Raw genomic sequence first — 25539 nt, 5'->3', positions numbered from 1 at the left:
CCTCCGGCGCGAACCCGGGGTCCCTCCTCAGGAGGGTCGGGTCCTGGGGAACGACCCCGGGCTCGGCAGCCGGACGCGTCGGCGGACCGTCAGGCGTGGGCGTCGAGCCAGTCGAGCGCCTCGCGCAGATAGGTCGAGCGGGCGGGCTCGGGGGAGAGCGCGAGGTCGTGCGCGCCGCCCTCGACCGTGACGATCGTGACGTCGTCGCCCAGCCGCTCCGCGCGCGACGTGATCTGGCCGACGTCGAGCACGCTGTCGGTCGTGAGCAGGGCGTCGTGCCAGCCCGAGGCCGGGCCGCTGCGCGCGGACGCCAGCACGAGGACGGGGCAGTCGACGTGCAGCCCGCGCGCCACGCGCGCGTGCCCGCGCCGCACCGCGCGCAGGAACCCCGCCCGGACGGGGAAGCCCTCGATCGGCTTCCAGGCCAGGTCGAAGTCCCACTCGCCGCCCGTGCTCGCGTGCAGGGCCTCGGCCCAGTGCGGGTCCAGCCCGCCCACGACGAGCCGCGGCGCGACCCGGCCGACCCCGTCGACCAGCCACGTCACCGGACCCCGGAACACCCAGGGCTTGTTGAGGTCGAACCACGGGCTGTTCAGCACGAGCGCCGCGAGCCGGCCCGGCCGCGCGTCGGCCCACAGGCTCGCGACGAGCCCGCCCGTCGAGTGGCCCAGCACGACGAGCCGCTCGTGGCCCTCCGCGCGGATCGCGCGCGCGGCGGCGTCCAGGTCCTGCGCGTACACGGCGAGGTCGGTGACGAAGTTGGGGTCGTCGTCGGGCCGTGACGGCGCGCCCGAGCCGCGGCCGATCGAGCGCCCGTAGCCCCGCAGGTCGAGCGCGTAGAACCGGTACCCGCGCGCCTCGACCGCCTCGGCGACGTGCGTCTGGAAGAAGTAGTCGATGAACCCGTGCACGTACAGCACCGCGGGCCGCTCGCCCGTGCCCGACGGCGGCTCCCCGCCCGCGGCGGACCCCTCGCCCGGCTCGGTGGACGGGCCGGGCGGACGGGCGCCGTCGGCCCTGCGGACGAGCGTCGCCACCGCGCCGTCCGGCAGGTCGAGGTCCCGCGCGACCCAGTCCTCGCCCAGCACGTCCGTGCGCCATGCCGGCGCCTGCGTCTCGCTCATCGGCGTCTCCAGTCCTCTGCGTGCGACGTGTCAGCAGATTCTCGCGCCACACCGCGACCTCACGCTGACAGCTCACAGGCGCGGCGAGTCGTCAGCGTGAGGTCGTCGTAGGGGGCGACGTGCTGCCGACACGTCCGGGGGGCGGGCCGGGGGTAGCGTGGCGCGCGTGACGAGCGAGATCATCGCCCGCGTCGACGACGGCGTCGGGCACCTCACCCTGGACCGTCCGCGCGCGCTCAACGCGCTCGGCTACGCCATGCTCGGCGAGATCGCCGACGTGCTGGAGGAGTGGCGCGTCGACCCGACCGTGCGTGTCGTGCTGCTCGACGGCGCCGGTGACCGCGGCCTGTGCGCGGGCGGCGACGTCCGCGCGCTGCACGCGTCGATCGTGGCCGGGGAGCAGGCCGAGGCCCGCCGCTACTTCCGGCGCGAGTACGCGGTCGACGCGGCGCTCGCGGAGCTGCCCGTGCCCGTCGTGACGATCATGGACGGCATCACCATGGGCGGCGGCGTCGGTCTCGGCGCGCACGCCCCGGTCCGCGTCGTCACCGAGCGGTCGCGGGTCGCGATGCCGGAGACGCGGATCGGCTTCACGCCCGACGTCGGCGGCTCCTGGCTCCTCGCCCGTGCACCCGGGCGGCTGGGGGAGATGCTCGCGCTCGGCGCCGTGACGATGGACGCCGCCGACGCGCTCTTCGTCGGGCTCGCCGACCACTACGTGCCGAGCGAGCGGCTGCCCGTGCTGGCGGCAGACCTCGCCGCGCTCGCGACCGCGGGGGTCGACCCGTTCGACGTCGAGGACGTGCGGGAGGTCGTGCGCCGCCACGCGCTGCCGGCGCCGGTCTCGCGCCTCGTCACCCGGCAGGCGGCGGTCGAGGCCGCGTACGCGGCGGACACGGTGCCCGAGATCGTGGCGCGGCTGCGGGCCGCCGCCCGGGACGGGGACGAGCAGGCCGGCGCCGAGGCCGACGAGCTCGAGCGGCTCTCGCCGACCGCCGTCACCGTGGCGCTCGCGGCCGTGCGCAGCGCGCGCGACCTCCCGGACCTGCGCGCGGCGCTGGAGCAGGAGTACGGCCTCGTCTCCTGGTTCGTCGACACGCAGCACGACCTCGTCGAGGGCGTCCGCGCGCAGCTCGTCGACAAGGACCGCGACCCCCAGTGGCGCCCGGCGACGCTCGCCGAGGTCGACCCCGCGCTCGGCGCCGAGGCGCTCGCGTACGTCCCCGCCGAGCCCCTGTGGGACGACGCGCTCAGCCCGCGCCTCGCGCGCCGGGCGGTCGAGGCCGTCGTCCGCCGGTTCAGCGAGGACGAGCCGACCGCGGAGGAGCTCGCGGAGGCGGCCGAGGACCTCGTGGTCGAGCTCGTCCGGCGGCGCGACGACGGCGGCACGGTCGTGCACCTCGCGGACTCGTGCGGCGGGCACTTCCTGGACGGGTACTGGCCCGCGGTGAGGTTCGACGCCGTGGGCGACGTCGTCGAGGTCACCGTCGAGTCCTGAGACGCCGGCACGCGCGACGCCCGCCGGAGGACGCCGAAGCGGCCACGCCCGGAAGGCGTGGCCGCTTCGGTCGGGGCCGAGCTCCCGAGGTCAGGAGACGAGCGTCTGCTGCCACTCGATCAGGTCGGCGATCTTCGCGACGAGCGTCTCGTCCTGGAGGCCGTGCGCCTTCCCCTTGGCCTGCTTGAGGATGTGGATCGCGTCGGCGTGCTCGCCCGCGTCCGCGGCGGCCTCGGCCCGGTCGAGGTAGTCGCTCACCCCGGCGGAGAGCTTCTCCGCGCGGTTCGAGCCCGTCGAGAGCGACGTCACGATGCCGTCGACCTCCTTGAAGGTGACGCAGTCACCGCCGCCGCTCACCTTCCCGGCCGTCCACTCGATGCCGCCCGCGAGGTGCGCGAGGAACAGCGGGTCGGAGTACGACGAGTCGACATGGCCGGCGCCCTCGTACCAGGACCGTCCGCCCTCGAAGTTCTGGCACCAGGCCAGGGGGTGGTCGTCGCCCATGGCGTCGCGGCCGGGGTTGTAGGTCGACTCGTCCAGCGTGATGAGGACGTGCACGTCCTCCCGCGGGTTGCTCGTGAAGTTGTACCACTCGTCGAACCTCGTCCACTCCGCGGGGAGCATCTCGGTCGACGGGTGGCCCGGGCTCTCGATCCGCATCGTGGCCGTCTGCTGGGCCGGGTGGCTCTTGAACCGCGCCGACCCGCCGCTGAGCTCGCTGTACCACGGCACCGCGTGCATGGTGTCGGTCGCGGCGTGCAGGCCGACGTACCCGCCACCGTCGCGGATGTAGCCCTGGAGAGCCGCGAGCTCCGAGTCGTTCAGCAGGCGGGGCCGGGCGGGGTCCTGGTTGTTGGTGCCGTCGACGGGAGACGCGAAGAGGATCGTCGCGTACTGCCCGAGGTCCTCGGCGCTCGTGAACGGCGTCGTGTCGAGCGTCAGCTCGGGCTGCCGCGAGTCCCACACGTCGACCGTGAACCCGCGCTCTTCGCCGATGGCGATGACCGCCTCCGTGGTCTCGTCGATGTGCGAGTGGCGGAAGCCGAGAGTCTCGCCGACGACGAGGACCTTGTACTCGTCGTCGGCCGCGCTCGCCGGAACCGCGGCGACCCCGACCGCGAGCGCGCTACCTGCCGCTGCCAGGCCCGTGGCCAGGCGCCAGACGTGATGCTTCATGGTGACTCCTCATTGAGTGGACCGTTGTGCCCCCCGGTCGTCGAGCACCCAGGCACCCGGCGGCTTCGGGTGACCGTATATCGGCCGGCGACTAAAAGGCAATGCCGATAAACAAATACGGGTCATCGCGCGGCTCTCACCTGGCGGTCGGCCGGTGGAGCGTCCGGCGCACCGCGTCACGGACCCGGCGGTCGCCCGGCCGGGTGCCGCCGCGGCTCGCGGCCGCGGTCGGGCCCCGCAAAGGTCGGGGACGCACGACGGCCCGCCCCGGTCTCGGGGCGGGCCGTCGTGGGTGGTGCTGCGGGTCAGCGGCCGCGCGGCACAGGCTGCGCGGCACCGACCGAGCGGGTGCTCGCGACCGTCACTCGGGCGGCGGGCGCAGGCGCGTCGCGTCGTCGATCTCGTCGTCCGGGCCGGCGGGGGCCGCGGGGCCGTCCGGCCCCGGTGCGCCCGGCTGCGGCGGGAGCGGCTGGGTCGGGGCGGGCTGCTGGTACGGCGGCAGCGGCTGGGTCGCGCCCGGCGGGACGGGCGGCTGCGCGGGGAGCGGCGTCGTCGGCGACGACTGCGGGTGCGGCGCGCCGGGAGGGGCGTACGGGGCCGCGCCCGGGTAGCCGCCCTGCGGCTGCGGCGGGGCCGGCGGCTGGGCGCCGTACGGGCCCGGGGCCGGGGGCTGCGCCCCGTAGCCCTGCGGGGCCCCGGGCTGGCCGGGGTAGGCGCCCGGCTGCTGGCCCGGCTGACCCGGGTAGCCACCCGGCTGCTGGCCCGGGTACTGACCCTGCTGTCCGGGGTAGCCGCCCTGCTGACCCGGCTGCTGCTGGCCCGGGTAGGCGCCCGGCTGCCCCGGGTACTGGCCCTGGGGCTGGCCGGGGTACTGGCCGGGCTGACCAGGCTGACCGGGCGCGGGGTAGGCGCCGGGCTGGCCCGGGTAGCCGCCCTGCTGGAAGCCGGCCGCCTGGCCGTCCTGCGTGCCCGGCTTGGAGCGGAGCACGAGCCAGAGCACGAGGCCGATGATGCCGAGCAGCACGACGCCGCCGATCACGAACCACAGCCACGCGAGAGAGCCCGAGTCCGACGAATCGCTCGCGCTCTCGCCGCCGTCGGGTGCGGTGGCGCCGTCGGAGTCGGTGGTCTCGTCCGAGCCCTCGTCGCCCGTGCCGGCCGAGCCGCCCGCGACGGCCGAGCCGCGCGCCGTCATCTCGTTGACCTCGCCGACGACCGGCGTCCACGTCACGGTGTTGCCGTCGACGGTGCCGTTGGACTCGGCGACCTCGCCCGGGAAGGTGATGGCGACCCTGATGTCCAGGCTGTCCATCATCTGCCGCGTCATCTCGTCGCCGGCCGCGTCGCCGGTCTCGGGGTTGAACTCCTCGCCCGTCATGTCCATCGAGCCGCTCACCACGTACTCGTCGCCCTCGCGCGTGACGGAGATGGAGTCGGTGGCGCCGGTGTCGAGCTGGGAGATGGGCTGGTCGGCGTACGTGATCTTGGTGCCGGTGTAGCCGTCCTGTGCGTACGGCTCCTGCGTCGCGCCGTCGGGCAGGTCGGACTCCATCTCGGAGCCCATCTGGTCCCACATCTCCTGCGGGTCCATGTCCAGGGACTGGGCCATCTCGTCGGAGAACGCCATGACGACGCTGCCGTCGAACGTGTCGTCCTCGTTGAGGGTGATGGCCATGTCCATCCTCATGCACCCCGCGAGGAACAGTGCGAGGGTGGCGAAGAGGGCGCCGAGGCCGAGTCGTCTGCGCAAGGGTGAGGAGTTCACCGGCCCAGCATGTCGCGGATCGTCGCCCGAGGCGAGGGTCGAAGCCGATTTGAGACGGAATGCGTCCGGGAGTTCATCCGCTCCGGACGACGGACCGTCGAGAGGTCGGGGACGGGGCTGACGAACTAAGTTGAGCGGAATACACTCAACTTCGGAGTCGTTCCACTGGTCAGACCATCTTTCGAGCACCACACCGGAGCACCCATGGAAACGAAGTTCACCACGATGTCGCAGCAGGCGATCGGCGAGGCGATCCAGACCGCGTCGGCCGCCGGCAACCCGCAGCTCGAGCCCACGCACCTCCTCGCCGCGCTGCTCACGCAGGAGGGCGGGGTCGCCGTCGGGCTCCTCGACGCCGTCGGCGCGGACAAGCAGGCCGTCGGCCAGAAGGTGCGCGCGGCCCTCGTCGCGCTCCCCACGGCGAGCGGGTCCGCCGTCGCGCAGCCGACGCCGTCGCGCGCCACGTCGACCGCGCTCGACAACGCCGCGAAGGAGGCGCAGGCCCTCGGCGACGAATACGTCTCCACCGAGCACCTGCTGCTCGGCATCGCCGCGGGATCCTCGCAGGCCGCGACGATCCTGCAGCAGGCTGGCGCGACCGCCGAGGCCCTGCGCTCCGCGCTGCCCGCCGTCCGCGGGAGCGCGCGCGTGACGAGCCCCAACCCCGAGGGGACCTACAAGGCGCTCGAGCAGTACGGGACCGACCTCACGGCCGCGGCCGCCGAGGGCAAGCTCGACCCCGTCATCGGCCGCGACTCCGAGATCCGACGGGTCGTGCAGGTGCTCAGCCGCCGCACCAAGAACAACCCGGTGCTCATCGGCGAGCCGGGCGTCGGCAAGACGGCCGTCGTCGAGGGTCTCGCCCAGCGCATCGTCGCGGGCGACGTCCCGACCTCGCTCCAGGGCAAGCGCCTCGTGTCGCTCGACCTCGCGAGCATGGTCGCGGGCGCGAAGTACCGCGGCGAGTTCGAGGAGCGACTCAAGGCCGTCCTGGAGGAGATCAAGTCCTCCGACGGCGAGGTCGTCACGTTCATCGACGAGCTGCACACGGTCGTCGGGGCGGGCGCGGGCGGCGAGGGCGCCATGGACGCGGGCAACATGCTCAAGCCGATGCTCGCGCGCGGCGAGCTGCGCCTCGTCGGCGCGACCACGCTCGACGAGTACCGCGAGTACATCGAGAAGGACCCGGCGCTCGAGCGCCGGTTCCAGCAGGTGTTCGTCGGCGAGCCCTCGGTGGAGGACACGGTCGCGATCCTGCGCGGGCTCAAGGAGCGGTACGAGGCGCACCACAAGGTGACGATCGCCGACTCGGCGCTCGTCGCGGCGGCGTCGCTCTCCGACCGGTACATCACCGGCCGCCAGCTCCCGGACAAGGCGATCGACCTCGTCGACGAGGCGGCGTCGCGCCTGCGCATGGAGCTCGACTCGTCGCCGATCGAGATCGACGAGCTGCAGCGCGCCGTCACGCGCCTCGAGATGGAGGAGGTCGTGCTGTCCGAGTCGACCGACCCCGCGTCGCTCGAACGCCTCGAGAAGCTGCGCGCCGACCTCGCGGACCGTCGTGAGGAGCTCGCGGCCCTCACCGCGCGGTGGGAGGCCGAGAAGGCGGGTCACAACCGCGTCGGCGACCTGCGCGCGAAGCTCGACGAGCTGCGCGTCCAGGTCGAGCGCGCGATCCGCGAGGGCGACCTCGAGACCGCGGGCCGCCTGCAGTACGGCGAGATCCCGCAGGTGCAGCGCGAGCTCGACGAGGCCGAGGCGGCCGAGCAGGCCGACGACGCGTTCGCCGCGTCCGGCCCCGAGGCCGCGCCGATGATCGCGGACAAGGTCGGCGCCGACGAGATCGCGGAGGTCGTGTCCGCGTGGACGGGCATCCCCGCCGGCCGCATGCTCCAGGGCGAGAGCGAGAAGCTCCTGCACATGGAGGAGGTCATCGGGGAGCGCCTCATCGGCCAGCAGGCCGCCGTCCGCTCCGTGTCCGACGCCGTCCGCCGCTCGCGCGCGGGCGTCGCCGACCCGGACCGCCCCACGGGCTCGTTCCTCTTCCTCGGCCCCACGGGCGTCGGCAAGACGGAGCTCGCGAAGTCGCTCGCCGACTTCCTCTTCGACGACGAGCGCGCCATGGTGCGCATCGACATGTCCGAGTACTCCGAGAAGCACTCGGTCGCCCGGCTCGTCGGCGCGCCCCCCGGGTACGTCGGCTACGAGGAGGGCGGCCAGCTCACCGAGGCCGTGCGGCGTCGGCCGTACTCGGTCGTGCTGCTCGACGAGGTCGAGAAGGCGCACCCCGAGGTCTTCGACATCCTCCTGCAGGTGCTCGACGACGGCCGTCTCACCGACGGCCAGGGCCGCACGGTCGACTTCCGCAACGTCATCCTCGTGCTGACGTCGAACCTCGGCTCGCAGTTCCTCGTCGACCCGATGCTCGACGACGCGGAGAAGCGCGAGGCCGTCATGAGCACGGTGCGAGCGTCCTTCAAGCCAGAGTTCCTCAACCGGCTCGACGACGTCATCGTGTTCGAGCCGCTGACGATCGAGGAGCTCGGCCGGATCGTCGACATCCAGGTCGCCGCGCTCGGCCGGCGCCTCGCGGACCGGCGCATCACGCTCGACGTGACGACGGCCGCCCGCGAGTGGCTCGCGCTCGAGGGCTTCGACCCGGCGTACGGGGCGCGCCCGCTGCGCCGCCTCGTGCAGCGCGAGATCGGCGACCGCCTCGCGCGGATGCTGCTCTCGGGCGACGTCGCCGACGGCGACGTGGTGCGCGTCGACCGCGACCCCGAGGCCGAAGGGCTGACCCTCGGGACGGAGATCCTCACGGCCTGACGTCCTGTCCGACGGGCCCCGGGTCCTCTGCCGCCGTCGTGACCGAGCGGCGCAGAGAACCCGGGGTCCCCCTGTCCGCGCGGATGGGGCTGCCCCCGTACCGCGCGTCCTCACGGCCGCCGGGACATACTCGGTCCGTGCCGACCGACGAGACGACCGAGACCCAGAACACCGCTCCGCAGCGCCCCGACGTCGGGCCCCACCGCTCGGCCGTGATCGTCAACCCGAACCGGGTGGAGGGTCTGGACGCGCTGCGCGACCTCATCGTCGCGCGGCTCACCGAGGCGGGGTGGCCGGAGCCCGCGTGGCTCGAGACGACGGCCGAGGACCCGGGCACGGGGCAGGCGCGCCAGGCCGTCGAGGACGGCGCGGAGGTGGTGTTCGTCAGCGGCGGGGACGGGACGGTGCGGGCCGTCGTCGAGGGGCTGGCGGGGACCGACGCCGCGCTCGCGATCCTCCCGGGCGGCACGGGGAACCTCCTCGCGGTGAACCTCGGCGTCCCCACCGACGCCGAGGAGGGCCTGCGCCTCGTCCTCCGGGGCGGCCGACGGACCATCGACGTCGGCGTCGCGGACGGGCAGACGTTCGCGATCATGGCGGGGATGGGGCTCGACGCGGCGATGATGCGCGACGCCCCGACGGCGCTCAAGGCCAGGGCGGGGTCGGTCGCGTACGTCTTCTCGGCGCTCAAGCACCTCGCCGACGACGAGATGCACGTCGAGGTGACGGTCGACGGGCGGACGCGGCGCCGTCGTGCGCGCACGGTCGTCGTCGGCAACGTGGGCCGTCTCCAGGCCGGCACCAACCTGCTCCCGGACGCGGAGCCGGACAGCGGGCAGCTCGAGGTCGCGATCATCGCGCCGCGCAACCTCCAGCACTGGGTCCAGCTCCTGTGGGGCGTCGTGCGGGGCAGGAGCCGGGTGCCGAGCCGGGAGGTCGTGCGGGGCCGGGAGGTCTCCGTGGTCTCCGACCGGCCGCAGCCGCGCCAGCTCGACGGCGACGTGATCGAGCCGGCGGAGCGGCTCGACGTCAGCGTGCGACCGCAGGCGCTGCACGTGTGCGTGTACCGGCCCGAGGAGTCGGAGGACCTCGCGCAGGGCGCGCCCGGTCGTCGGTGATCCCGGTGCCCGCGGTCGCGGACCGCGGACGTCCCTGTCGCCGGACCGCGGGGTTCGGCAGGATGGGTGCATGAGCGCTCCCCAGCCCGGCCCCGAGACCTGGTCCGCCTCCGCCCCGTCCGCCTACGGCTCGCCCGCACCGGCCACCGGTGCGCGACGCTCGCCCCTCGCCGTCGTGGCCTTCGCCTTCGGGGTCGCGACCGTCCTGGTCGGTGCGGTCGTCACGCTCGCGTTCCCGTTCGTGCTCTCGTCGGCGGGCTACTCGCCGTCGTCGGTCGGCGTGCTCCAGCTCGTCAACGGCATCCTCACGGGCGTGCTCGCGCTGGTCGCGACGGTCACCGGCGCGGTCGCGCTCGTGCGGCGGCTGCCGGGCGCGGCGCTCGCGTCCGCCGGCACGGCGCTCGGCGCGGCGGCGCTCCTGGGGGTCCTCCTCAGCCTCGTGCAGGGTGCGCTCTACCAGGTCCTCTGACCGCCTCCGCCCGGCCCGGGCCCCCAGGCCGGGCCGCGCGTCCCGCGAGCGCCGGGTGCGAGCAGACGTGCGGTGCTGCACGGTGGGCCCATGAGCCCCCGACGACCGGCTCCGGAGCGCTCGGGCGCGCAGGAGTGGCTCCCGCGCGGGCGTGCCGTGAGCGACGTCGACGCGCTCGCCCGGGCGGCGCGGGACTGCCACGGGTGCGAGCTGTGGGCGGACGCCACGCAGGTCGTGTTCTCGCGCGGACCCGAGCGCGCCCGGCTGGTGCTCGTCGGCGAGCAGCCGGGCGACCGTGAGGACCGCGAGGGCGAGCCGTTCGTCGGGCCCGCGGGGCGCCTCCTCGACGAGGCCGCCGCGCCGGGGCCGGGAGCCGCACCGCACCGGGCACCGCGGGTCGCCGTGAACGTGCAGCGCTGGGACGCGCTGACGTTCCTCCACTGGCGCGTCGACCCGGCCGTCGTGCAGGGCTGGCTCCCGCCCGGCCTCGCCGTCCAGGAGGTCGGCGGGACGACGTGGCTCGGCGTGGTCCCGTTCGTCATGGCGGGCGTCCGGGTCCCGCCGCTGCCCGCCCTCGGCGCGTGGTCGACGTTCCCCGAGCTCAACGTCCGCGTGTACGTGCGCGACCGCGCGGGCACCGAGGGCGTGTGGTTCCTCGGCCTGTGGGCCACGTCGCGCGCGTTCGTCGCCGCGTCGCGCGCGGCCGGCGTCCCCTACCACCCGGCGCACGCTGCGGTGCAGGCGGAGGTGCACGCCGACGGCGACCGTGCGGGGCCGCCGTCCGCGGTGCGCTACCGGTTCCGCTCGACCGGCCGGGGACCCCTGCACGTCCCGCACGAGCACCCGGGGCTGCTGCGCGACCTCACGCTCCGCGCCGAGGTGCGCGCGCACGAGGAGGTCGACGCGTCGTCGGGCCTCGTGCGGTGGCTCACGGCGCGCTGGACCGCCTACGGCGCACGGGCCGGGCGGCTGTGGCGGTTCCCGGTCGTGCACGAGCCGTGGACGCTGCGGCGCGGCACGCTCGACGCGCTCGACACGGACGTGCTCGACCGCCTCGGGCTGCCGCCCGCGGACCCGGCGCTCGTGCACGTGGCCGCGCCGGTGCACGCACGGTTCGGGGTGCCGCGGCCCGTGCGCTGACGTCAGCCGGCCGGGTCGACGATCCCGTGCCGGAACGCCCACACGACGAGCTGGACGCGGTCGCGCGCCCCCGTCTTGGTCATGGCCCGGCTCAGGTGCGACTTCACCGTGCTGGGCTCGAGGAACAGGGCCGTCGCGATCTCCGCGTTGGACGACCCGCGGCACAGCAGGTCGACGATGTCGAGCTCGCGCGGGGTGAGGAGCGCGGCCGCGTCGTCGTCCCGCGAGACGGGCGCGCGGCGGCGCGCGAACTCGCCGATGACCCGCCGCGTGAGGGTCTGGTCGACCAGGCCGTCGCCCGCGGCGACCCGCCGGACGGCGTCCACGAGCACGTCCGGCTCGGCGTCCTTGAGCAGGAACCCGCTCGCCCCGGCCTCCAGGGCGCCGAACACGTAGTCGTCGAGGTCGAACGTGCTCACCACGAGCACGGGGACCGGGTCGACGACGTCCGGACCGGCGAGCGCGCGCGTCGCGGTGATGCCGTCGCCGCCGGGCATGCGCACGTCCATGCACACGACGTCCGGGCGCTCGCGGCGCGCGACGCGGACGGCGTCGGCGCCGTTCGACGCCTCACCGACGACCTCGACGCCCTCGCTCTCGAGGATGACGGTGAACCCGGCGCGGACGACGGCCTGGTCGTCCACGAGCACGACGCGTGTCACGAGACCTCCTGGTCGGGGGTGAGCTGATCGGCGCGGCGTGGGTCGCGCGCGGGTGAGCGAGGCACGGTCAGGCGGACGAGCCACGCGCTGTCGGGCGCCCGCCGCGCGTCGAGCGTGCCGCCGAGCACGGTCGCCCGCTCGCGCATGCCGACCAGCCCGTGACCGGGCCGCGGGTCCGCGGGCGGCGCGGTGCCGGCCGCCGGGTTGCGCACGGTGAGCACGAGGTCCGCGGCGGACCACGCGAATCGCACGGCCACGGGCCGGCCCGGCGCGTGCCGGCGCGCGTTGGCGAGCGCCTCCTGGAGCACGCGGTAGACCGCGATCTGCGTGCTCGGCGTCGGCTCCCACGGGCTGCCGTCCGTCTCGACCGAGACGACGGTGCCGGCGGAGCGTGCCGTGTCGAGGAGGGCGGGGACCTCGGCGAGCGTCGGCTGCGGCGCCTCGCGCTCCGTGCCGTCCTCGTCGTCGCGCCCGCGCAGGATGCCGACCACGAGGCGGAGGTCGTCGAGCGTCTCGCGGCCCTGCGCGCGGATCCACCGCACCGACTCCTTGGCGCGCTCCGGGTCGGCGTCGACGAGGCGCTCGGCGGCGGACGCCTGGACGACGATGCCGGACAGGTGGTGCGCCGCGACGTCGTGCAGCTCGCGCGCCATGCGCGCCCGCTCCTCGAGGACCGCCTGGGCGGCGAGCGCCTCGCGCTCGCGCTCGGCCCGCAGCACCCGGTCGCGCAGCTCGGCGACGAGCTCGCGCCGCGTCGCGACGTACGAGCCGACGAGCGCCGCCCCCACGAACGTGAGCAGCGCGGAGAGCAGCGCGCCGCCCACCTGGAGCGCGTGCTGCGCGGGCCCCGCCCCGGCGGGGACGGCGAAGCCCCCGAGGGCGAAGACGAGCACGACCTGCGCGAACGCCGCGAGCGCCGGGGCGACGAGGCGCGCCCGTCGCGGCGCGTACGCACCGGCGGAGTACGCGGCGACGAGTGTGGCCGGCGCCTGGAACCCGACGTACGGCGGCAGGAGCACGGTGATCGCGACCTGGGCCACCACCGCGAGCGCGAGGCAGGCCAGCGGTGCCCGACGGCGGACCGCCAGGGTCGCGGCCTGGACCACGACGAGCGCGAGCACCGTCGCGCGCACGCCGGGGGTGATGATGACGGCGCCGGGCCCCGCGCCGAAGGTCGCACCGACGTCGGTCGCGAGCACGCGCTCGATCCCCAGGAACAGCACGACGGTCGCGGCGGCGACGACCCCGGCGAGCACGGCGTCGCGGCCGGTGTCGGTGCGCACGCCGACCCGGTCGAGCGCGCGGCGCAGGGCCTCGGTCACGGTCTCCTCCAACGGGACGACGGGGACGGACGGGTCGGTGGGCCTGCCCACCCTACGGGGGTGCGCCGACCCGGCCACGAGGCAGAGCCGTGGCCCGCCGAGGGAGAGGCGTGGTCCACCGGGAGGAGTGACCACGCCTCTACCTCGCGATACCAGCCCTCTACCTCGGCGGTCGTCAGACCAGGTCGCGGCGCTGCAGCGTGAGGGCGCCGCTCCCGAGGAGTGCCGCGACCCAGGCGACGAGGCCGGCGAGCGCGGCGAGCGTGCCCAGCGGCGCGGCGCCGCCCAGGAGCTCCGCCCCGGACTGCCCCGTCGACGCGAGCGCGCCCAGGCCGAGCGGGAGCCACTCCGCCGCGGCGGACTCGCCGCCCGACAGCAGGGTCACCGCACCGCGGACGATCGGCTCGGCGAGCGCGAGCGCCGCGACGGTCACGACGGCGGCCACCTGGCCGCGCACGAGCGTCCCGATCCCGAGCCCGAACCAGCTGAGGAGCACGAGGACCGCGAGGCCGCGGGCCCACACGCCGAGGACCTCGCCGGGCCCGAGCGCGAGGGTCGCCCCCGGGGTCGTCATGATCGCGACGGTGAGACCCAGGGCGCCGACCACGGCGAGCACCACGCCGACGCCGAGGGCGACGGTCGCGGTCGCGCCGGCCTTGGCCGCGAGGATGCGCAGCCGCGACGGCTGGACGAGCGCCGTCGGCACGATGCCGCCCGTGCGGAAGTCCGTCGTCACGGCGAGCACGCCCAGCAGCAGCATGCACATGGTCGCGACGCCGACCGACCCCGAGCCGTTCAGCCCGTTGCCGAGCAGGTCGAGCATGCCGCGCTGGAACGCGGGCTGGGCGGCGTCGGTGAGCGCGCCGAGGTCGGGGGCCAGGTCCTCGAGCATCTCGGGCGACGCCTGGAACCCGACGGTCGCGCCCCCGCCGAGCGCCTCGGTGCCCCGCAGGATCGTGGGCAGCAGGAGGGTGAAGGCCTGGACGACGAGCATCCCGGCGACGGCGACGGCCGCGACGACCCACGTCGCGCGGGTCGTGCGGAGCTTGAGCATCTCGGCGCGGTACATCAGCGCACCCCTTCGGTCGTGGCGGTCAGGTCGAGGTAGAAGTCCTCGAGGGACTCCCCGCGCAGCAGGTCGTCGAGGGGGCCGTCGGCGACGACGCGACCCTGCCCGACGACGACCAGGTCGTCCGCGACCTGCCGCACCTCGGACAGGACGTGGCTCGCGAGGAGCACGGTCCCGCCGTCGTCGGCGAAGCCGCGCACCAGGTCGCGCAGCCAGCGCATCCCCGCGGGGTCGAGCCCGTTGGCGGGCTCGTCGAGCACGAGCACCTCCGGGTCGCCGAGCAGCGCGGCGGCGATGCCGATGCGCTGCCGCATCCCGAGCGAGTAGGTGCGGACGCGGCGGTCGGCCGCGGGCGTCATGCCGACGAGCGCGAGCACCTCGTCGACGCGCCGGGCCGGGACCCGCCCGGCGGCGGCGAGCACGCGCAGGTGGTCGCCGCCCGTGCGCCCGGGGTGGAGTCCGCCGGCGTCGAGCAGCGCGCCGACGGTGCGGGCAGGGTGCGGCAGGTCGGCGAACGCCCGACCGTCGAACGTCGCGCTCCCCGCGGTGGCCGCGGCGAGCCCCAGGAGGACGTGCAGGGTCGTCGACTTCCCGGCACCGTTCGGCCCGAGCAGCCCGACGACGCGGCCGGGCGCGGCCGTGAACGTCACGTCGTGCACGGCGTCGAACGCCCCGTAGGACTTGCGCAGCCCGGAGACGTGGATGGTGGTCATGCCGGTCCCTTCTCGTCACGTCCCGCACGGCTCCCGTGCGGTGTCCCACCAGGCTGTCGCGCGGGGGGTCCCCGGGTCTTGCGGCGCAGGGAGGAACCTGCGTTGCGACCTCCGTCGCAAGCGCCGCCGGAACGCCGGGACCCGCGCCGGCACGCCCGGCGTCGCCGCAGGTGAGGGCGCCGGGCGTGACATCCGGCCGGGGCATGGGGCAGGGTGGACGTTCACCCGACCGCTCAGGCGGGCTGCGCCACGCGTCGTCCGCCGGTCCCCGACCGTCCTGGAAGGAGGCGACGTGCGCCGACGTCACGACTCGTCCGGCACCCCGGAGGGGCGCAGCGTCGCCCCGCCGCCCGCCGCGCACCGCACGGCGACGCCGTGGGTCACGGTCGCGGCAGGTGCGGGTGCGGTGACGCTCGTCGTCGCGGTCGCCGGGATGGTGGGCGCCGCGACCGGGGGCGGCGAGGCCGTCGTCGTCGGCGCGTCCGCCGACGCGGGGACCGCGGTCGAGGACGGCGTCCCGGCCGTCACGCCCCGCCCCGACGCGTCGCGTCCGGAGGTGACGCGCATCCCGCCGCCCGACCACGCGCACGACCCGGCGGAGGGCACCGACGCCGGAGCGGCGCCCGCGCCGCGACCGTCGTCCGGCGGGACGGGCACGCCGCCCGCGTCGGCCGGTCCCGGGGCGGAGCCGACGACCAGCCCCTCGCCGACCCCGGGCACGAACGCGCCGGAGCCCGCACCGACCACGCCCGAGCCGACGGCCGACCCCGCGTCCGTCTCCTGGGTCCAGGAACGGCTCCGCGTGCACGGCGCGGACATCGAGGTCACCGGCACCATGGACGACGCGACCGGTACGGCGCTGCGGGCGTTCCAGCAGGCCCACGGGCTGCCCGGGGACGGCACGGTGACGGCGGCGACCGCCGAGGCGCTCGCCGCCGCACCGTCCGACGAGGACGAGGAGCCCACCGACCCGGGCGGCGCGGCCCCGACGGAGCCCGCGCCGCCGTCTCCCACCGACACGCCGTCGGCGACCGTGCCCGGCGCGACCCCGAGCACCGACGGGCACGCGGACCCGGCCCTCGCGCCCGCGTCCTGAGCGGCGGACGGCCGCGGGTGAACTCGCGGCCCGCGGGCCCCGGGCCGCGCCACGGTCGGTAGGGTTTTCCCTCGTCGGACGACGGACGGAGCAGGACCATGACGAGCGCGGCGATCGGCGCGGGTCAGGACCGCGGGGCACCCGGCCGCGCCGCGACCCCCGATCCGGGTCGCGGGTACGCGAAGGGCCGTGCCAAGCGGGAGGAGATCCTCCAGGCCGCCGTCGTGCTGTTCGGCGAGGTCGGCTTCCACGCCGCGTCCCTGCGCGAGCTGGCGTCGCGCGTGGGCATGTCCCACCCCGGCCTGCTCCACCACTTCCCGACGAAGGTCGCGCTCCTCGAAGCGGTGCTCGACTACCGCGACACCGTCGACGTGGCGGACCTGGACGAGGACCTCGCGCGCGGGACGGACTACTTCGAGGCGCTCGTGCGCCTCGTCGAGCGCAACGCCCTCCGCCGGCACATCGTCGAGCTGTTCACGGCGCTCGCGGCCGAGGCGACGTCCCCGGACCACCCGGCGCACGAGTACTTCGTCCGGCGGTACGAGTGGGCGGTCGCGCGGTCGGGCGAGCAGCTCGCGCGCCGGGCGCGCGCCGGCGGCCTGCGCGACGGGGTCGACCCGTCGGCCGCGGCGCGGCACATCGTCGCGCTCATGGACGGGCTCCAGGTCCAGTGGCTGCTGTCGCTCGACCGCCCCCGGCCCGAGCGCGTGGACATGGCCGCCGACCTGCGCGCCTACCTCCGGCTCATCCTCGCCGACGAGGTCTGCGCGCCCTGAGCGCGAGGACCTCCGGCCCGCTCAGCCGAGCAGGTCGCCCGGGAGGGGGTCGGCGGCCGCGGCCAGGCACAGGCCCGTCCGGTCGCCGTCGCGCCACGACGCCTCGGTCGGCGACCACACGACGAGCTCGACGCCCTCGGGCGCGTCCGACCCCAGCACGTCGGGCGTGCACACCCGTGCCACGCGCCGGTCCACCGCCTGCTGACCGGGCCACAGCTCGTCCGCGCCCAGGTCGGTCCGCGCGACGACCTGGGCCCGGTGCTCGTCCGCGCAGGGCACGGCCCGCACCTGGGCCACCTCGCCGTCGGGCGGCAGCGCGTCGAGGCAGGTCCCGAGCACGAGCTGGACCGCGTTGACGGTCTGCGGGGCGGTGACGTCGCCCGCGAGCGGCGCGCGCGCCTGCTCGCCCTGCCACCAGGCGAGCGCGCCCACGGTCCACGCGACCGTGACGGCGGCGCCCACGACCGTGCCGGCGACCGCGAGCCCGCGCCCGCGCGTGCCGCGGGACCGCACGCGGGAGAGGCCCGCGGCTCCCAGCCCGATCCCGACGGGACCGAGCACGACGCCCGCCGGCACGCTCGCGACGGCGAGCGGCTCGACGCGCGGAGCGGCCGGCTGCCACCCCGGCGCGTAGTACGTCTCCGGCGCGAACCCCGGTCCGGGCGGCCCGGGCGGTCCGGCCGGGTCCGCCGAGGCGGCCGGGCGCGGCGCCGCGGCGCCCGGCGGGGTCGGCGCACCCGCGGGCGGCGGCGGCACGGGCGCGCCGGGCCGGGGCGGGACGGTCGGCCCGCCGGGCGGGGCGAAGAGGTCGTCGTCGGCCACGGCTACGAGTCGCTCAGGGTCGCCGCGAGCACGATGAGCATCGCGAACGCGGTGCAGACGGCGCCCACCACGATGCCCGTGACGGCGAACCCGCGCCCGCGCGTCCCGTCCCGCATCACCTGGTTGAGGGCGACGATCCCGAGCACGAGGCCGACGATCCCGGGAAAGCCCGCGCAGACCACGAGGCTCGCGATCGAGACGATCATCGACGCCAGCGCCAGGCCGTTCGTCCGCGGCGGCGGCGTGTACGTGGACCCGTACGGGGGCGGGTAGGCGGCGTAGCCGGGGCTCCCGGCGTAGCCGGACGGGGCCGACGGCGGGTACCCGGCGTCCGGGGGCGAGCCGTAGGCGGGTGCGGCGCCGGGGCCGTAGGGCGACCCCTGCCCGCCCGGGGCGGCGGGCGCACCGTAGGGGGCTCCCGTCCCGGGCGTGCCCGGGTACGCGCCACCCGCCCCGGACGGTGCGACGAAGCCACCCTGCTCGGGCGCCGGGGCGTCGGTCGGCGGGTTGTACGGGGTGAGCGGCGGCTGGTGCGGGCGCGGGGCGGCGTACGGGTCGACGGGATCGTCGGGAGACCCGTACGGCGGGACGGGTGGCGTGGTCATGGACACACCGTAGCGACGCGCCGCCGCGCCGTCCGCCGTATGAACAGGCTCTTGTAAGCAGGCGCAATTTTTGCTAGATCTTGCAGCAACGGTACAGCCAGGGTGCGTCCTCCACGACGGCGGCACGCGGACCGGCGGCCGACGTCCCGGCACCGACGCCGGGACACGACACGGAGGAACACCGATGCGAACAACGAAGCTCGCAAGGTCGCGGGCACGCCTGGCGGGGGCGCTCGCCCTGGCCGTCGCGCTGCCGGGGGCGGCCGGACTGAGCGCCGTCGCGGCACCGAGCACGGCGACGAGCGCAGCACCGAGCGCGGCACCGACCACGACGACCGTCTACTACCCGGACCGCCCCGGCTGGGCGGCGACGAACGTCCACTACGGCGTCGACGGCGCTGCGTGGACGTCGGTCCCCGGCGTGCCGATGGCCGACGCGTGCCCGGGGTGGCTGACGGCCGAGATCGACCTCGGCGCGGCGTCGGGGGTGCAGCTCACCTTCAACGACGGTGCCGGGACCTGGGACAACAACCGCGGCGCCAACTACCGGGCGGGCGCGGGGACCGTCGTCGTGCAGGACGGCGTGCTCACCGCGGGGGCGTCGCCGTGCGGCACCGACCCCACCGACCCGACAGACCCGACGGACCCTGCGGACACGACCGCGACGATCTACTACGCGACGTCGTGGGCCGCGCCGAAGATCCACTACCAGGTGGGCTCGGGCGCGTGGACGAGCGTCCCGGGCACGCCGATGACCGCCGCGTGCGCGGGGTGGTTCGCGCACACCATCGACCTCGGCGAGGCGAGCGGCGGCCAGGTCGTCTTCAACGACGGCGCCGGGCGGTGGGACAACAACGGCGGAGGCAACTACCGCTACACCGCGGGACCGCAGACGGTCTCGGGCGGCGTCGTCGCGCCCGTCGCGCAGAGCCCGTGCGGCCCCGACGTCCCCGAGGAGCCGGACACGCAGGCGCCCAGCGTCCCGTCCGGGCTCGTCGCGACGGCCGACGGCGTGCGCGTGACGGTCACGTGGGACGCCGCGACGGACGACACGGCCGTCACCGGCTACACCCTCACCCGCACCGGAGGAGCGGGCCCGGTGACGCGGGACGTCACGACCCCGTCCGCGACGGACGTGGGACTGCTCGAGCGGACCGCGTACACGTACTCCGTGACGGCCGTCGACGCCGCGGGGAACCGCTCCGCGGCGAGCGCACCCGTCACCGTCACGACGGGCACGAAGCCCGTGGTCGACCCGGGGACGACGGGCGAGCCGCTCGGCGGTGACCCGCGCGAGGACTCGATCTACTTCGTCATGACCGCGCGCTTCAACGACGGCGTGAGCGAGAACAACCGCGGCGGGTCCCAGCACGTGAAGTCGGGCAACGCGGCGAACGACGACCCCATGTTCCGCGGCGACTTCCAGGGGCTGATCGACAAGCTGGACTACGTCAAGGGCCTCGGCTTCTCGGCGATCTGGATCACGCCCGTCGTGCTCAACCGGTCCGACTACGACTTCCACGGCTACCACGGCTGGGACTTCTTCCGCGTGGACCCGCGCCTCGAGACGCCGGGCGCCTCCTACCAGGACCTCATCGACGCCGCGCACGCGAAGGGCATCAAGATCTACCAGGACGTCGTGTACAACCACTCGTCGCGCTGGGGCGCCAAGGGCCTGTTCGTGCCGACGGTGTGGGGCGCGCGCGACGGCCAGTGGGACTGGATGTACTCGGCGAAGGAGGAGGGTCGCGAGTACGACCCGATGGAGGAGAACGACGGGAACGACCCCACCCTCACCGCCGCGCAGAACGCGCTCGCGAAGGGCCGCACGTACAACGGCGACCTGTGGTCGACGACGGCCCCGGCGGGGAGCACGTGCTCCGGGTTCGGCACGCCCACGCAGTACAAGAGCCCAGAGGGGTTCCAGATCTACAACTGCCAGTGGCCCTCGCCCACGTCGGGCATGTTCCCGAAGAGCACGTACCACCAGTGCTGGATCGGCAACTGGGAGGGCAAGGACGCGCAGGACTGCTGGCTGCACGACGACCTGGCCGACTTCAACACCGAGAACGCCGAGGTGCAGCAGTACCTGATCGACGCCTACAACCGGTACATCGACATGGGCGTCGACGGCTTCCGCGTCGACACCGCCGTGCACATCCCGCGCGTCATGTGGAACCGGCACTTCCTGCCCGCGATCCAGGAGCACGCCGTCGCGACGCACGGCGAGAAGGGCAAGGACTTCTACGTCTTCGGCGAGGTCGCGGCGTTCGTCAACGACAAGTGGAACCGTGGCTCCGTGAACCACTCCGCGCAGTTCTACACGTGGAAGGAGCGCAAGGAGTACTCCCTGGACGACGTCGTGGCCGCCGCCGAGCAGTTCCAGTACGAGAACCTCCTGGGCACGGGCAACCAACCGACGTCGGACAACGCGTTCCTCGGCGGCGCCGACGGCAACACGTACCACGCGCCCGACCACTCGAAGTTCTCGGGCATGAACGTCATCGACATGCGCATGCACATGAACTTCGGGGACGCAGGAAACGCCTACCACAACGGAAAGGACTCGGACGACTCGTACAACGACGCGACGTACAACGTCGTGTACGTCGACTCGCACGACTACGGGCCCAACAAGTCGACCGTGCGCTACGCCGGCGGAACCGACGCGTGGGCGGAGAACATGAGCCTCATGTGGACGTTCCGGGGCATCCCGACGCTCTACTACGGCTCGGAGATCGAGTTCCAGGCGGGCAAGCCGATCGACTGCGGGCCGACGTGCCCCCTCGCGACCACCGGGCGCGCGTACTACGGCGACCATCTCGCGGGCGACGTCGTGGCGAGCGACTTCGGGGTCGTGGAGTCCGCGTCGGGTGCGGTCGCGCAGACGCTCCAGAAGCCGCTGGTCCAGCACGTGCAGCGGCTCAACCAGATCCGTCGCGCCGTGCCGGCGCTGCAGAAGGGCCAGTACTCGACGGTCGGGGTGCAGGGGAGCATGGCGTACAAGCGCCGGTTCACCGAGGGCGCCGTCGACAGCTTCGTGCTCGTCACGGTGACGGACGCCGCGACCTTCGCCCGCGTCCCGAACGGCACGTACGTCGACGCCGTGACGGGCGACCGGAAGGTCGTGACGAACGGGACCCTGGCCGTCCCTGCGCCGGGCAAGGGCAACCTGCGCGCCTACGTGCTCGACCTCCCGGGCAACCCCGCGCCGGGCAAGGTCGGTGAGGCGGGCCCGTACCTGAGGTAGCGGCTCCGCCGCCGGGGGGCCTGCGCACGGCGCGGCTCCGGGGGACGACCCCGGGGACGCGCCGTGCGCGTACCACGATGCGGATGGTTGCAGACAGTTTCCGCAATTTTCTGTACGTTTGCGGCGTCAGGGGGAGGCGGCGCAGATGCCGCCGGTGCCTTCCGTGCCGCCTGCGGCACGGAAGGTTCCCGTGGCCGACCGGCGGACCGCTCGGTGCCGCCGGCCACGAAGGAGCAGCAATGAAGCGTTCGCTCATCGGTCTCGCGGCGGGTCTCGCCGTCGTTCTCGGCGGGGTCGCGGTCGCCGCACCCGCGTCGGCGGCATCGACGTCGGGATACCAGATCTGCTACGGAGGCAAGGACGTCGGCGCCACGACGACGGGCAAGGGCACCGTCCAGGCCAAGGCGCCGGGCGGTGCCGTCACGACCTACTACGGCGCGACCAGCACGAGGTCCCAGGTCTGGGCCTACGGGGCCGGCTCGACGGGGACGTGGAGCGGGAGCGCCTCGACGCTCATCTCCGCCTCCGGCTTCTGCCACTGACCGCGATCGCGGCGGGCGGGCCGTGCCCCGCCCGCCGCACCGGGGAGGACGTATGACGAACGACACCGTGGAACGTCGGCGGAGGTGCCGAGACACCGCGACGGGTGCCGCGCTCGCACTCCTGCCGGCACTCCTTCTCGGGGCTTGCGGCACGGGTGCGCCGATCTCCGGCGCGCCGACCGCGTACACGGAGCCGGGCTGGATGGCCGAGGTGCGGGCGGCCGACGAAGAGTTCCGGGTCGCGGCGGAGGCGTGCCTGCGTGAGCAGGGGCAGGTCCCGGACGTCCAGGCCGGCGGCTACGGCGTCGTCGTCCCCCAGGACGGGCAGGGCGAGTCGCTCCCCGGGGCGGAGGCTGCCGCAGCCGCCGCTGTCGAGGCGTGCCGTGCGGTCGTCCCCGAGCCGGAGTACCAGCGCGACCCGGACCTCCAGGTCGAGTACGAGCGGCTCCTCGACCAGCGTGAGTGCCTCGTCCACGAGGGGTACGACGTCCCGCCGCCCTCGCAGAGCGCCGAGGCGTGGGCCGACGCCTACGCGCAGGACGCCGAGGCGTGGTCGCCGTGGGAGATCTTCGATCCCGGCCCGGACGGGACGACCTCGACAGGTCCCGACGAGCTCTCTCGCGTGGTCCAGGCGTGCCCGACCAGCGCCGCCTTCAAGATGATCGTCAGCAGAGCCCCGCAGGCGTCGTCGTGAGGGGTGGCGCCGGGTGGCGCGGTGCGCGTCCACGGGCCGTCGCGCGTGTCGGCTGGGCGGTCGCGGTGCTCGTCGCAGCCGCCGCGGCGTTCGTCCTCGGCCGAGCGACGTTCGTCCCCCCGCAGGTCGCGACGGCCGCCGACGAGCCGCTGACGACGACCGTGACGGAGGGGACCGTCGGCCGGTCGCTGCCGCTCACGGTCGTGGCGCGGTGGGACACCGCGGGCGCGGGCGTCAGCGCCGCGGACGGGACGCTCACCTCGGTCGCCGTGTCCGACGGCGCGGTCGTGGCTGCCGGAGACGTCCTGTTCACGGTCGACCTGCGCCCGGTGACGGTCCTGCCCGGGGCCGTGCCGTCGTTCCGGGACCTCACCGCGGGCGCGGTCGGCGACGACGTCGCACAGCTCCAACGGTTCCTCACGGCGACCGACCGGCTCGTCGACCCGGGGCGTGGGCTGGGGACCTTCGGCGCGGCCACCACGACGGCCGTCCGCGCCTGGCAGCGGGACCTGGGCATCACCCCCGACGGCACGGTGCGAGCGGGTGACGTCGTGTTCGTGCCGGAGCTGCCGGCCCGGGTGCGGGCGGCGACGGACGTCGAGGTCGGGGACCGCCTCTCCCCGGGGACGCCCGTGGTCGAGGTCCTCGCGGCGGCACCGGGCTTCTCTGCGACCCTGGCCGACGGGGCCGACGTCCCGCCGCCGGGGGCGGCCGCGGCCGTCGGGTACGAGGGTGCGGAGGTGGACGTGGTCGTCGCCGACGTCACGACCGACACGAACGGGTACACGGTGCTGCACCTCGCTCGCCCGGACGGAGCGGCGGTGTGCGGCGAGACGTGCGGGAACGTGCCCACCGACCCCGGGAGCGCGGTGTACACGGGTCGTCAGGTGCTCGTCCCCGAGACGTCCGGCCCGACCGTGCCGCTCGCCGCGGTGCGGACGGGTCCCGAGGGCGCGACCTACGTCCGCGCGCGGGACGGCGTGCGGGTCCCTGTCCGGGTCGTCGCGCAGGGCGGGGGGCGTGCGGTGCTCGAGGGTGTGGAGGTCGGCACCGTGGTCCAGGTCGCCGAGGACGTCCCGTGACGCTCGGCGCGCGGGGCCTCACGTTCTCCTACCGGCGTGGCTCGGCGCCCGTCGTCTCCGACCTCTCGCTCGACCTCGAGCCCGGGACCCTGACCGCCGTGACCGGGCCGTCCGGCTCGGGCAAGTCCACGCTCCTGTACCTCCTCGCCCTGATGCTGCGAGGCACGTCCGGCACCGTGCTGTGGGACGGCGAGCCCGTCTCGGCGCTGCCCGACGCACGACGTGCGCAGATCCGTGCACGCGACGTCGGCTTCGTCTTCCAGGACGCGGTCCTCGACCCGACACGCACCGTGCTGGACAACGTGTGCGACGCCGGCCTGTTCGGGGGTCTCGACCGGCGGGCCCGCGTCCGCCGCGCGCACGATCTTCTCGAACGGTTCGGCGTCGAGCACCGTGCGGACCACCGCCCGGGCGAGGTGTCCGGGGGGCAGGCGCAGCGGGTCGCGCTGTGCCGTGCGCTCCTGACTCGTCCCCGCGTCCTCCTGGGCGACGAGCCGACCGGAAACCTCGACCCCGTGTCGGCGCGCGTGGTGTGGGAGGCGCTGCAGGCGCACGCCGCGGACGGGGCGACGGTGGTCGTCGCGACGCACGACCCCCGTCTCGCGGCCGAGTCCTCCCGACGGCTGGAGATCTCGTGAACGGCTCTCCGCGGGTCCTGGACCTGCTCCGGGACGCGGTCGAGGCGGCCAGGTCCCAGCGCGCCGCGACGACCGTCACTGCTCTGCTCGTCGCCGTCGTGTGCTTCGTCGTCCTCGTCACGACAGGGCAGGCGGCCGTCGCCGAGCAGCAGGTCGTCGCGCGGATCGACGGGACCGGCACGCGCCTGGTGACCCTGGTCGACGCGACCGGCACCGCCGGTATCCGTGCCGAGGCGGTCGCCGAGACCGAGGAGCTGTCCGACGTGGCGTGGGCGTTCGGCCTCGGCCCCGCGAACGACGTCGTGAACGCGTCCCTGCCGCGCGAGGACGCCCGGGTACCGGCCCGCGCGGTCGTGGGGGACCTGCCGCCCGACCTCGTGCTGGTCGCGGGTCGCGCACCCCTGCCGGGCGAGGCGGTCGTCGGCCGCGACGCCGCGCGTGCGCTCGGGACGGACGACGGCGTCGGGACGGTCGTCCCGGCGGACGCGACCGCTTCCGGGGTGCGCGTCGACGACGCGAGAGCGGTCCCGGTGGTCGGCACCTTCGACGCGTCGGGCCCGCTCGCGGCGCTGGACGGGACGGTGCTCGTCGCGACGGAGCCGGCCGGGCTCGTGCTGTCGTTCGTGCACGTCCTGGCCGACGACGCGTCGGTCGTCCCGCGGCTCGGCGCGGCGCTCGAGGCCGCACCCCCTGCCGCGGCGCCGGACGAGGTGACGGTCGAGACCGCGGCGGGTGCGGTCGAGCTGCGCGCCGTCGTGGCGGGCGACCTCGGTGCGAGCGCGCGCCGCACGATGGCGCTCGTCATGGCGGTCGGGTGCGTCGTCGTCGCGGTCACCGTGCTCGGCGCGGTGTCCGCCCGTCGCCGTGACTTCGGGCGGCGCCGTGCGCTCGGAGCGACGCGGTCGGCACTGGTCGCGGGGGTGCTGGTCCAGACGGCGTGCGGGGCGGTCTGCGGCGTGGCCCTCGGGACGGTGGCGGGCCTCGTCGTGGTGCTACGCGTCGTCGGCGCGGTCCCGCACGTGCCGTTCGTCGTCGGCGTCGCGGGCCTCACGCTGCTCGTGGCGCTGCTGGGCGCCGTCCCCTCCGCGGCGCTCGCGGCCTTCCGTGATCCCGTGCGCATCCTGCGCGTCCCCTGACCGACTCCCTGCGACC

General features: G+C 75.2%; 22 protein-coding genes. 13 read left to right on the top strand and 9 right to left on the bottom strand.

All coding sequences use genetic code 11. The features are described from left to right. Positions 1–89: 89 nt before the first annotated feature. On the bottom strand, positions 90–1124 hold the full coding sequence (locus ACFC2L_RS02650; RefSeq protein WP_375822688.1) for an alpha/beta hydrolase: 1035 nt from the start codon (positions 1122–1124) through the stop codon (positions 90–92). A 166-nt stretch (positions 1125–1290) separates the two neighbouring features. On the opposite strand from ACFC2L_RS02650, the gene ACFC2L_RS02645 reads away from it, so the two are divergent. Further along, on the top strand, positions 1291–2622 hold the full coding sequence (locus ACFC2L_RS02645; RefSeq protein WP_375822687.1) for an enoyl-CoA hydratase/isomerase family protein: 1332 nt from the start codon (positions 1291–1293) through the stop codon (positions 2620–2622). Positions 2623–2712: 90 nt separating this feature from the next. On the opposite strand, the gene ACFC2L_RS02640 is transcribed toward ACFC2L_RS02645, so the two are convergent. Both ACFC2L_RS02640 and ACFC2L_RS02635 read right to left on the bottom strand, forming a co-directional pair. Beyond that, complete coding sequence (locus ACFC2L_RS02640; protein ID WP_375822685.1) at positions 2713–3798, bottom strand: ThuA domain-containing protein; 1086 nt, start codon at positions 3796–3798, stop codon at positions 2713–2715. A 361-nt stretch (positions 3799–4159) separates the two neighbouring features. After that, positions 4160–5473, bottom strand: a complete 1314-nt coding sequence (locus ACFC2L_RS02635; RefSeq protein WP_375822684.1) for an LppM family (lipo)protein — start codon at positions 5471–5473, stop codon at positions 4160–4162. Positions 5474–5767: 294 nt separating this feature from the next. On the opposite strand from ACFC2L_RS02635, the gene clpB reads away from it, so the two are divergent. The 4 genes from clpB to ACFC2L_RS02615 all read left to right on the top strand — a co-directional run bounded on the left by clpB (position 5768) and on the right by ACFC2L_RS02615 (position 11116). Continuing rightward, positions 5768–8389 carry an ATP-dependent chaperone ClpB gene (gene clpB / locus ACFC2L_RS02630; RefSeq protein WP_375822682.1) on the top strand — a complete coding sequence of 874 codons (2622 nt, stop codon included), beginning with the start codon at positions 5768–5770 and terminating at the stop codon, positions 8387–8389. A gap of 137 nt (positions 8390–8526) precedes the next feature. Continuing rightward, the gene (locus ACFC2L_RS02625; RefSeq protein WP_375822681.1) at positions 8527–9507 is read left to right on the top strand and encodes a diacylglycerol/lipid kinase family protein; all 981 of its coding nucleotides are present in this window, start codon (positions 8527–8529) and stop codon (positions 9505–9507) included. A gap of 70 nt (positions 9508–9577) precedes the next feature. After that, positions 9578–9976 carry a hypothetical protein gene (locus ACFC2L_RS02620; protein ID WP_375822680.1) on the top strand — a complete coding sequence of 133 codons (399 nt, stop codon included), beginning with the start codon at positions 9578–9580 and terminating at the stop codon, positions 9974–9976. Positions 9977–10066: 90 nt separating this feature from the next. After that, a complete protein-coding gene (locus ACFC2L_RS02615) occupies positions 10067–11116 on the top strand; it encodes a DUF2071 domain-containing protein (protein WP_375822678.1) in 1050 nt (349 codons plus the stop codon). Positions 11117–11118: 2 nt separating this feature from the next. On the opposite strand, the gene ACFC2L_RS02610 is transcribed toward ACFC2L_RS02615, so the two are convergent. The 4 genes from ACFC2L_RS02610 to ACFC2L_RS02595 all read right to left on the bottom strand — a co-directional run bounded on the left by ACFC2L_RS02610 (position 11119) and on the right by ACFC2L_RS02595 (position 14882). Beyond that, positions 11119–11778, bottom strand: a complete 660-nt coding sequence (locus ACFC2L_RS02610; RefSeq protein WP_375822677.1) for a response regulator — start codon at positions 11776–11778, stop codon at positions 11119–11121. Continuing rightward, on the bottom strand, positions 11775–13151 hold the full coding sequence (locus ACFC2L_RS02605) for a sensor histidine kinase (RefSeq protein ID WP_375822676.1): 1377 nt from the start codon (positions 13149–13151) through the stop codon (positions 11775–11777). Before ACFC2L_RS02605 ends, ACFC2L_RS02610 begins: the two co-directional genes overlap by 4 nt. A 124-nt stretch (positions 13152–13275) precedes the next feature. Further along, positions 13276–14169, bottom strand: a complete 894-nt coding sequence (locus ACFC2L_RS02600) for a hypothetical protein (protein ID WP_375822674.1) — start codon at positions 14167–14169, stop codon at positions 13276–13278. Further along, complete coding sequence (locus ACFC2L_RS02595; protein ID WP_375822673.1) at positions 14169–14882, bottom strand: ABC transporter ATP-binding protein; 714 nt, start codon at positions 14880–14882, stop codon at positions 14169–14171. The genes ACFC2L_RS02600 and ACFC2L_RS02595 overlap by 1 nt, the downstream gene beginning before the upstream one ends. Positions 14883–15174: 292 nt before the next feature. On the opposite strand from ACFC2L_RS02595, the gene ACFC2L_RS02590 reads away from it, so the two are divergent. Together ACFC2L_RS02590 and ACFC2L_RS02585 are read left to right on the top strand one after the other, a co-directional pair. Beyond that, entirely contained in the window at positions 15175–15978 is an 804-nt protein-coding gene (locus ACFC2L_RS02590) for a peptidoglycan-binding protein (RefSeq protein WP_375822671.1), read from the top strand. Between the two features lie 98 nt (positions 15979–16076). Beyond that, positions 16077–16754, top strand: a complete 678-nt coding sequence (locus ACFC2L_RS02585; RefSeq protein WP_375822670.1) for a TetR/AcrR family transcriptional regulator — start codon at positions 16077–16079, stop codon at positions 16752–16754. 21 nt (positions 16755–16775) lie between these two features. On the opposite strand, the gene ACFC2L_RS02580 is transcribed toward ACFC2L_RS02585, so the two are convergent. Beyond that, the gene (locus ACFC2L_RS02580; protein ID WP_375822669.1) at positions 16776–17576 is read right to left on the bottom strand and encodes a septum formation family protein; all 801 of its coding nucleotides are present in this window, start codon (positions 17574–17576) and stop codon (positions 16776–16778) included. 2 nt (positions 17577–17578) lie between these two features. Next, a complete protein-coding gene (locus ACFC2L_RS02575; protein WP_375822667.1) occupies positions 17579–18181 on the bottom strand; it encodes a DUF4190 domain-containing protein in 603 nt (200 codons plus the stop codon). Between the two features lie 184 nt (positions 18182–18365). Between ACFC2L_RS02575 and ACFC2L_RS02570 the strand changes: the two genes are divergently transcribed. The 6 genes from ACFC2L_RS02570 (at position 18366) to ACFC2L_RS02545 (ending at position 25523) form a co-directional block, all read left to right on the top strand. Next, the gene (locus tag ACFC2L_RS02570; RefSeq protein WP_375822665.1) at positions 18366–21431 is read left to right on the top strand and encodes a carbohydrate binding domain-containing protein; all 3066 of its coding nucleotides are present in this window, start codon (positions 18366–18368) and stop codon (positions 21429–21431) included. Between the two features lie 239 nt (positions 21432–21670). Beyond that, the gene (locus ACFC2L_RS02565; RefSeq protein WP_375822663.1) at positions 21671–21973 is read left to right on the top strand and encodes a hypothetical protein; all 303 of its coding nucleotides are present in this window, start codon (positions 21671–21673) and stop codon (positions 21971–21973) included. 52 nt (positions 21974–22025) lie between these two features. Beyond that, complete coding sequence (locus ACFC2L_RS02560; RefSeq protein ID WP_375822662.1) at positions 22026–22667, top strand: hypothetical protein; 642 nt, start codon at positions 22026–22028, stop codon at positions 22665–22667. A gap of 65 nt (positions 22668–22732) precedes the next feature. Continuing rightward, a complete protein-coding gene (locus tag ACFC2L_RS02555) occupies positions 22733–23749 on the top strand; it encodes a peptidoglycan-binding protein (protein ID WP_375822660.1) in 1017 nt (338 codons plus the stop codon). Continuing rightward, complete coding sequence (locus tag ACFC2L_RS02550; RefSeq protein ID WP_264029585.1) at positions 23746–24387, top strand: ABC transporter ATP-binding protein; 642 nt, start codon at positions 23746–23748, stop codon at positions 24385–24387. The genes ACFC2L_RS02555 and ACFC2L_RS02550 overlap by 4 nt, the downstream gene beginning before the upstream one ends. Beyond that, positions 24384–25523 carry an FtsX-like permease family protein gene (locus ACFC2L_RS02545; RefSeq protein WP_336722730.1) on the top strand — a complete coding sequence of 380 codons (1140 nt, stop codon included), beginning with the start codon at positions 24384–24386 and terminating at the stop codon, positions 25521–25523. Before ACFC2L_RS02550 ends, ACFC2L_RS02545 begins: the two co-directional genes overlap by 4 nt. The last annotated feature ends 16 nt before the right edge of the window (positions 25524–25539 follow it).

Source organism: Cellulosimicrobium sp. NPDC055967 (assembly GCF_042269845.1).
GTDB lineage: Bacteria > Actinomycetota > Actinomycetes > Actinomycetales > Cellulomonadaceae > Cellulosimicrobium.
The sequence above is the reverse complement of the archived record's forward strand: the minus strand, read 5'-3'. Positions and strand labels throughout refer to the sequence as shown.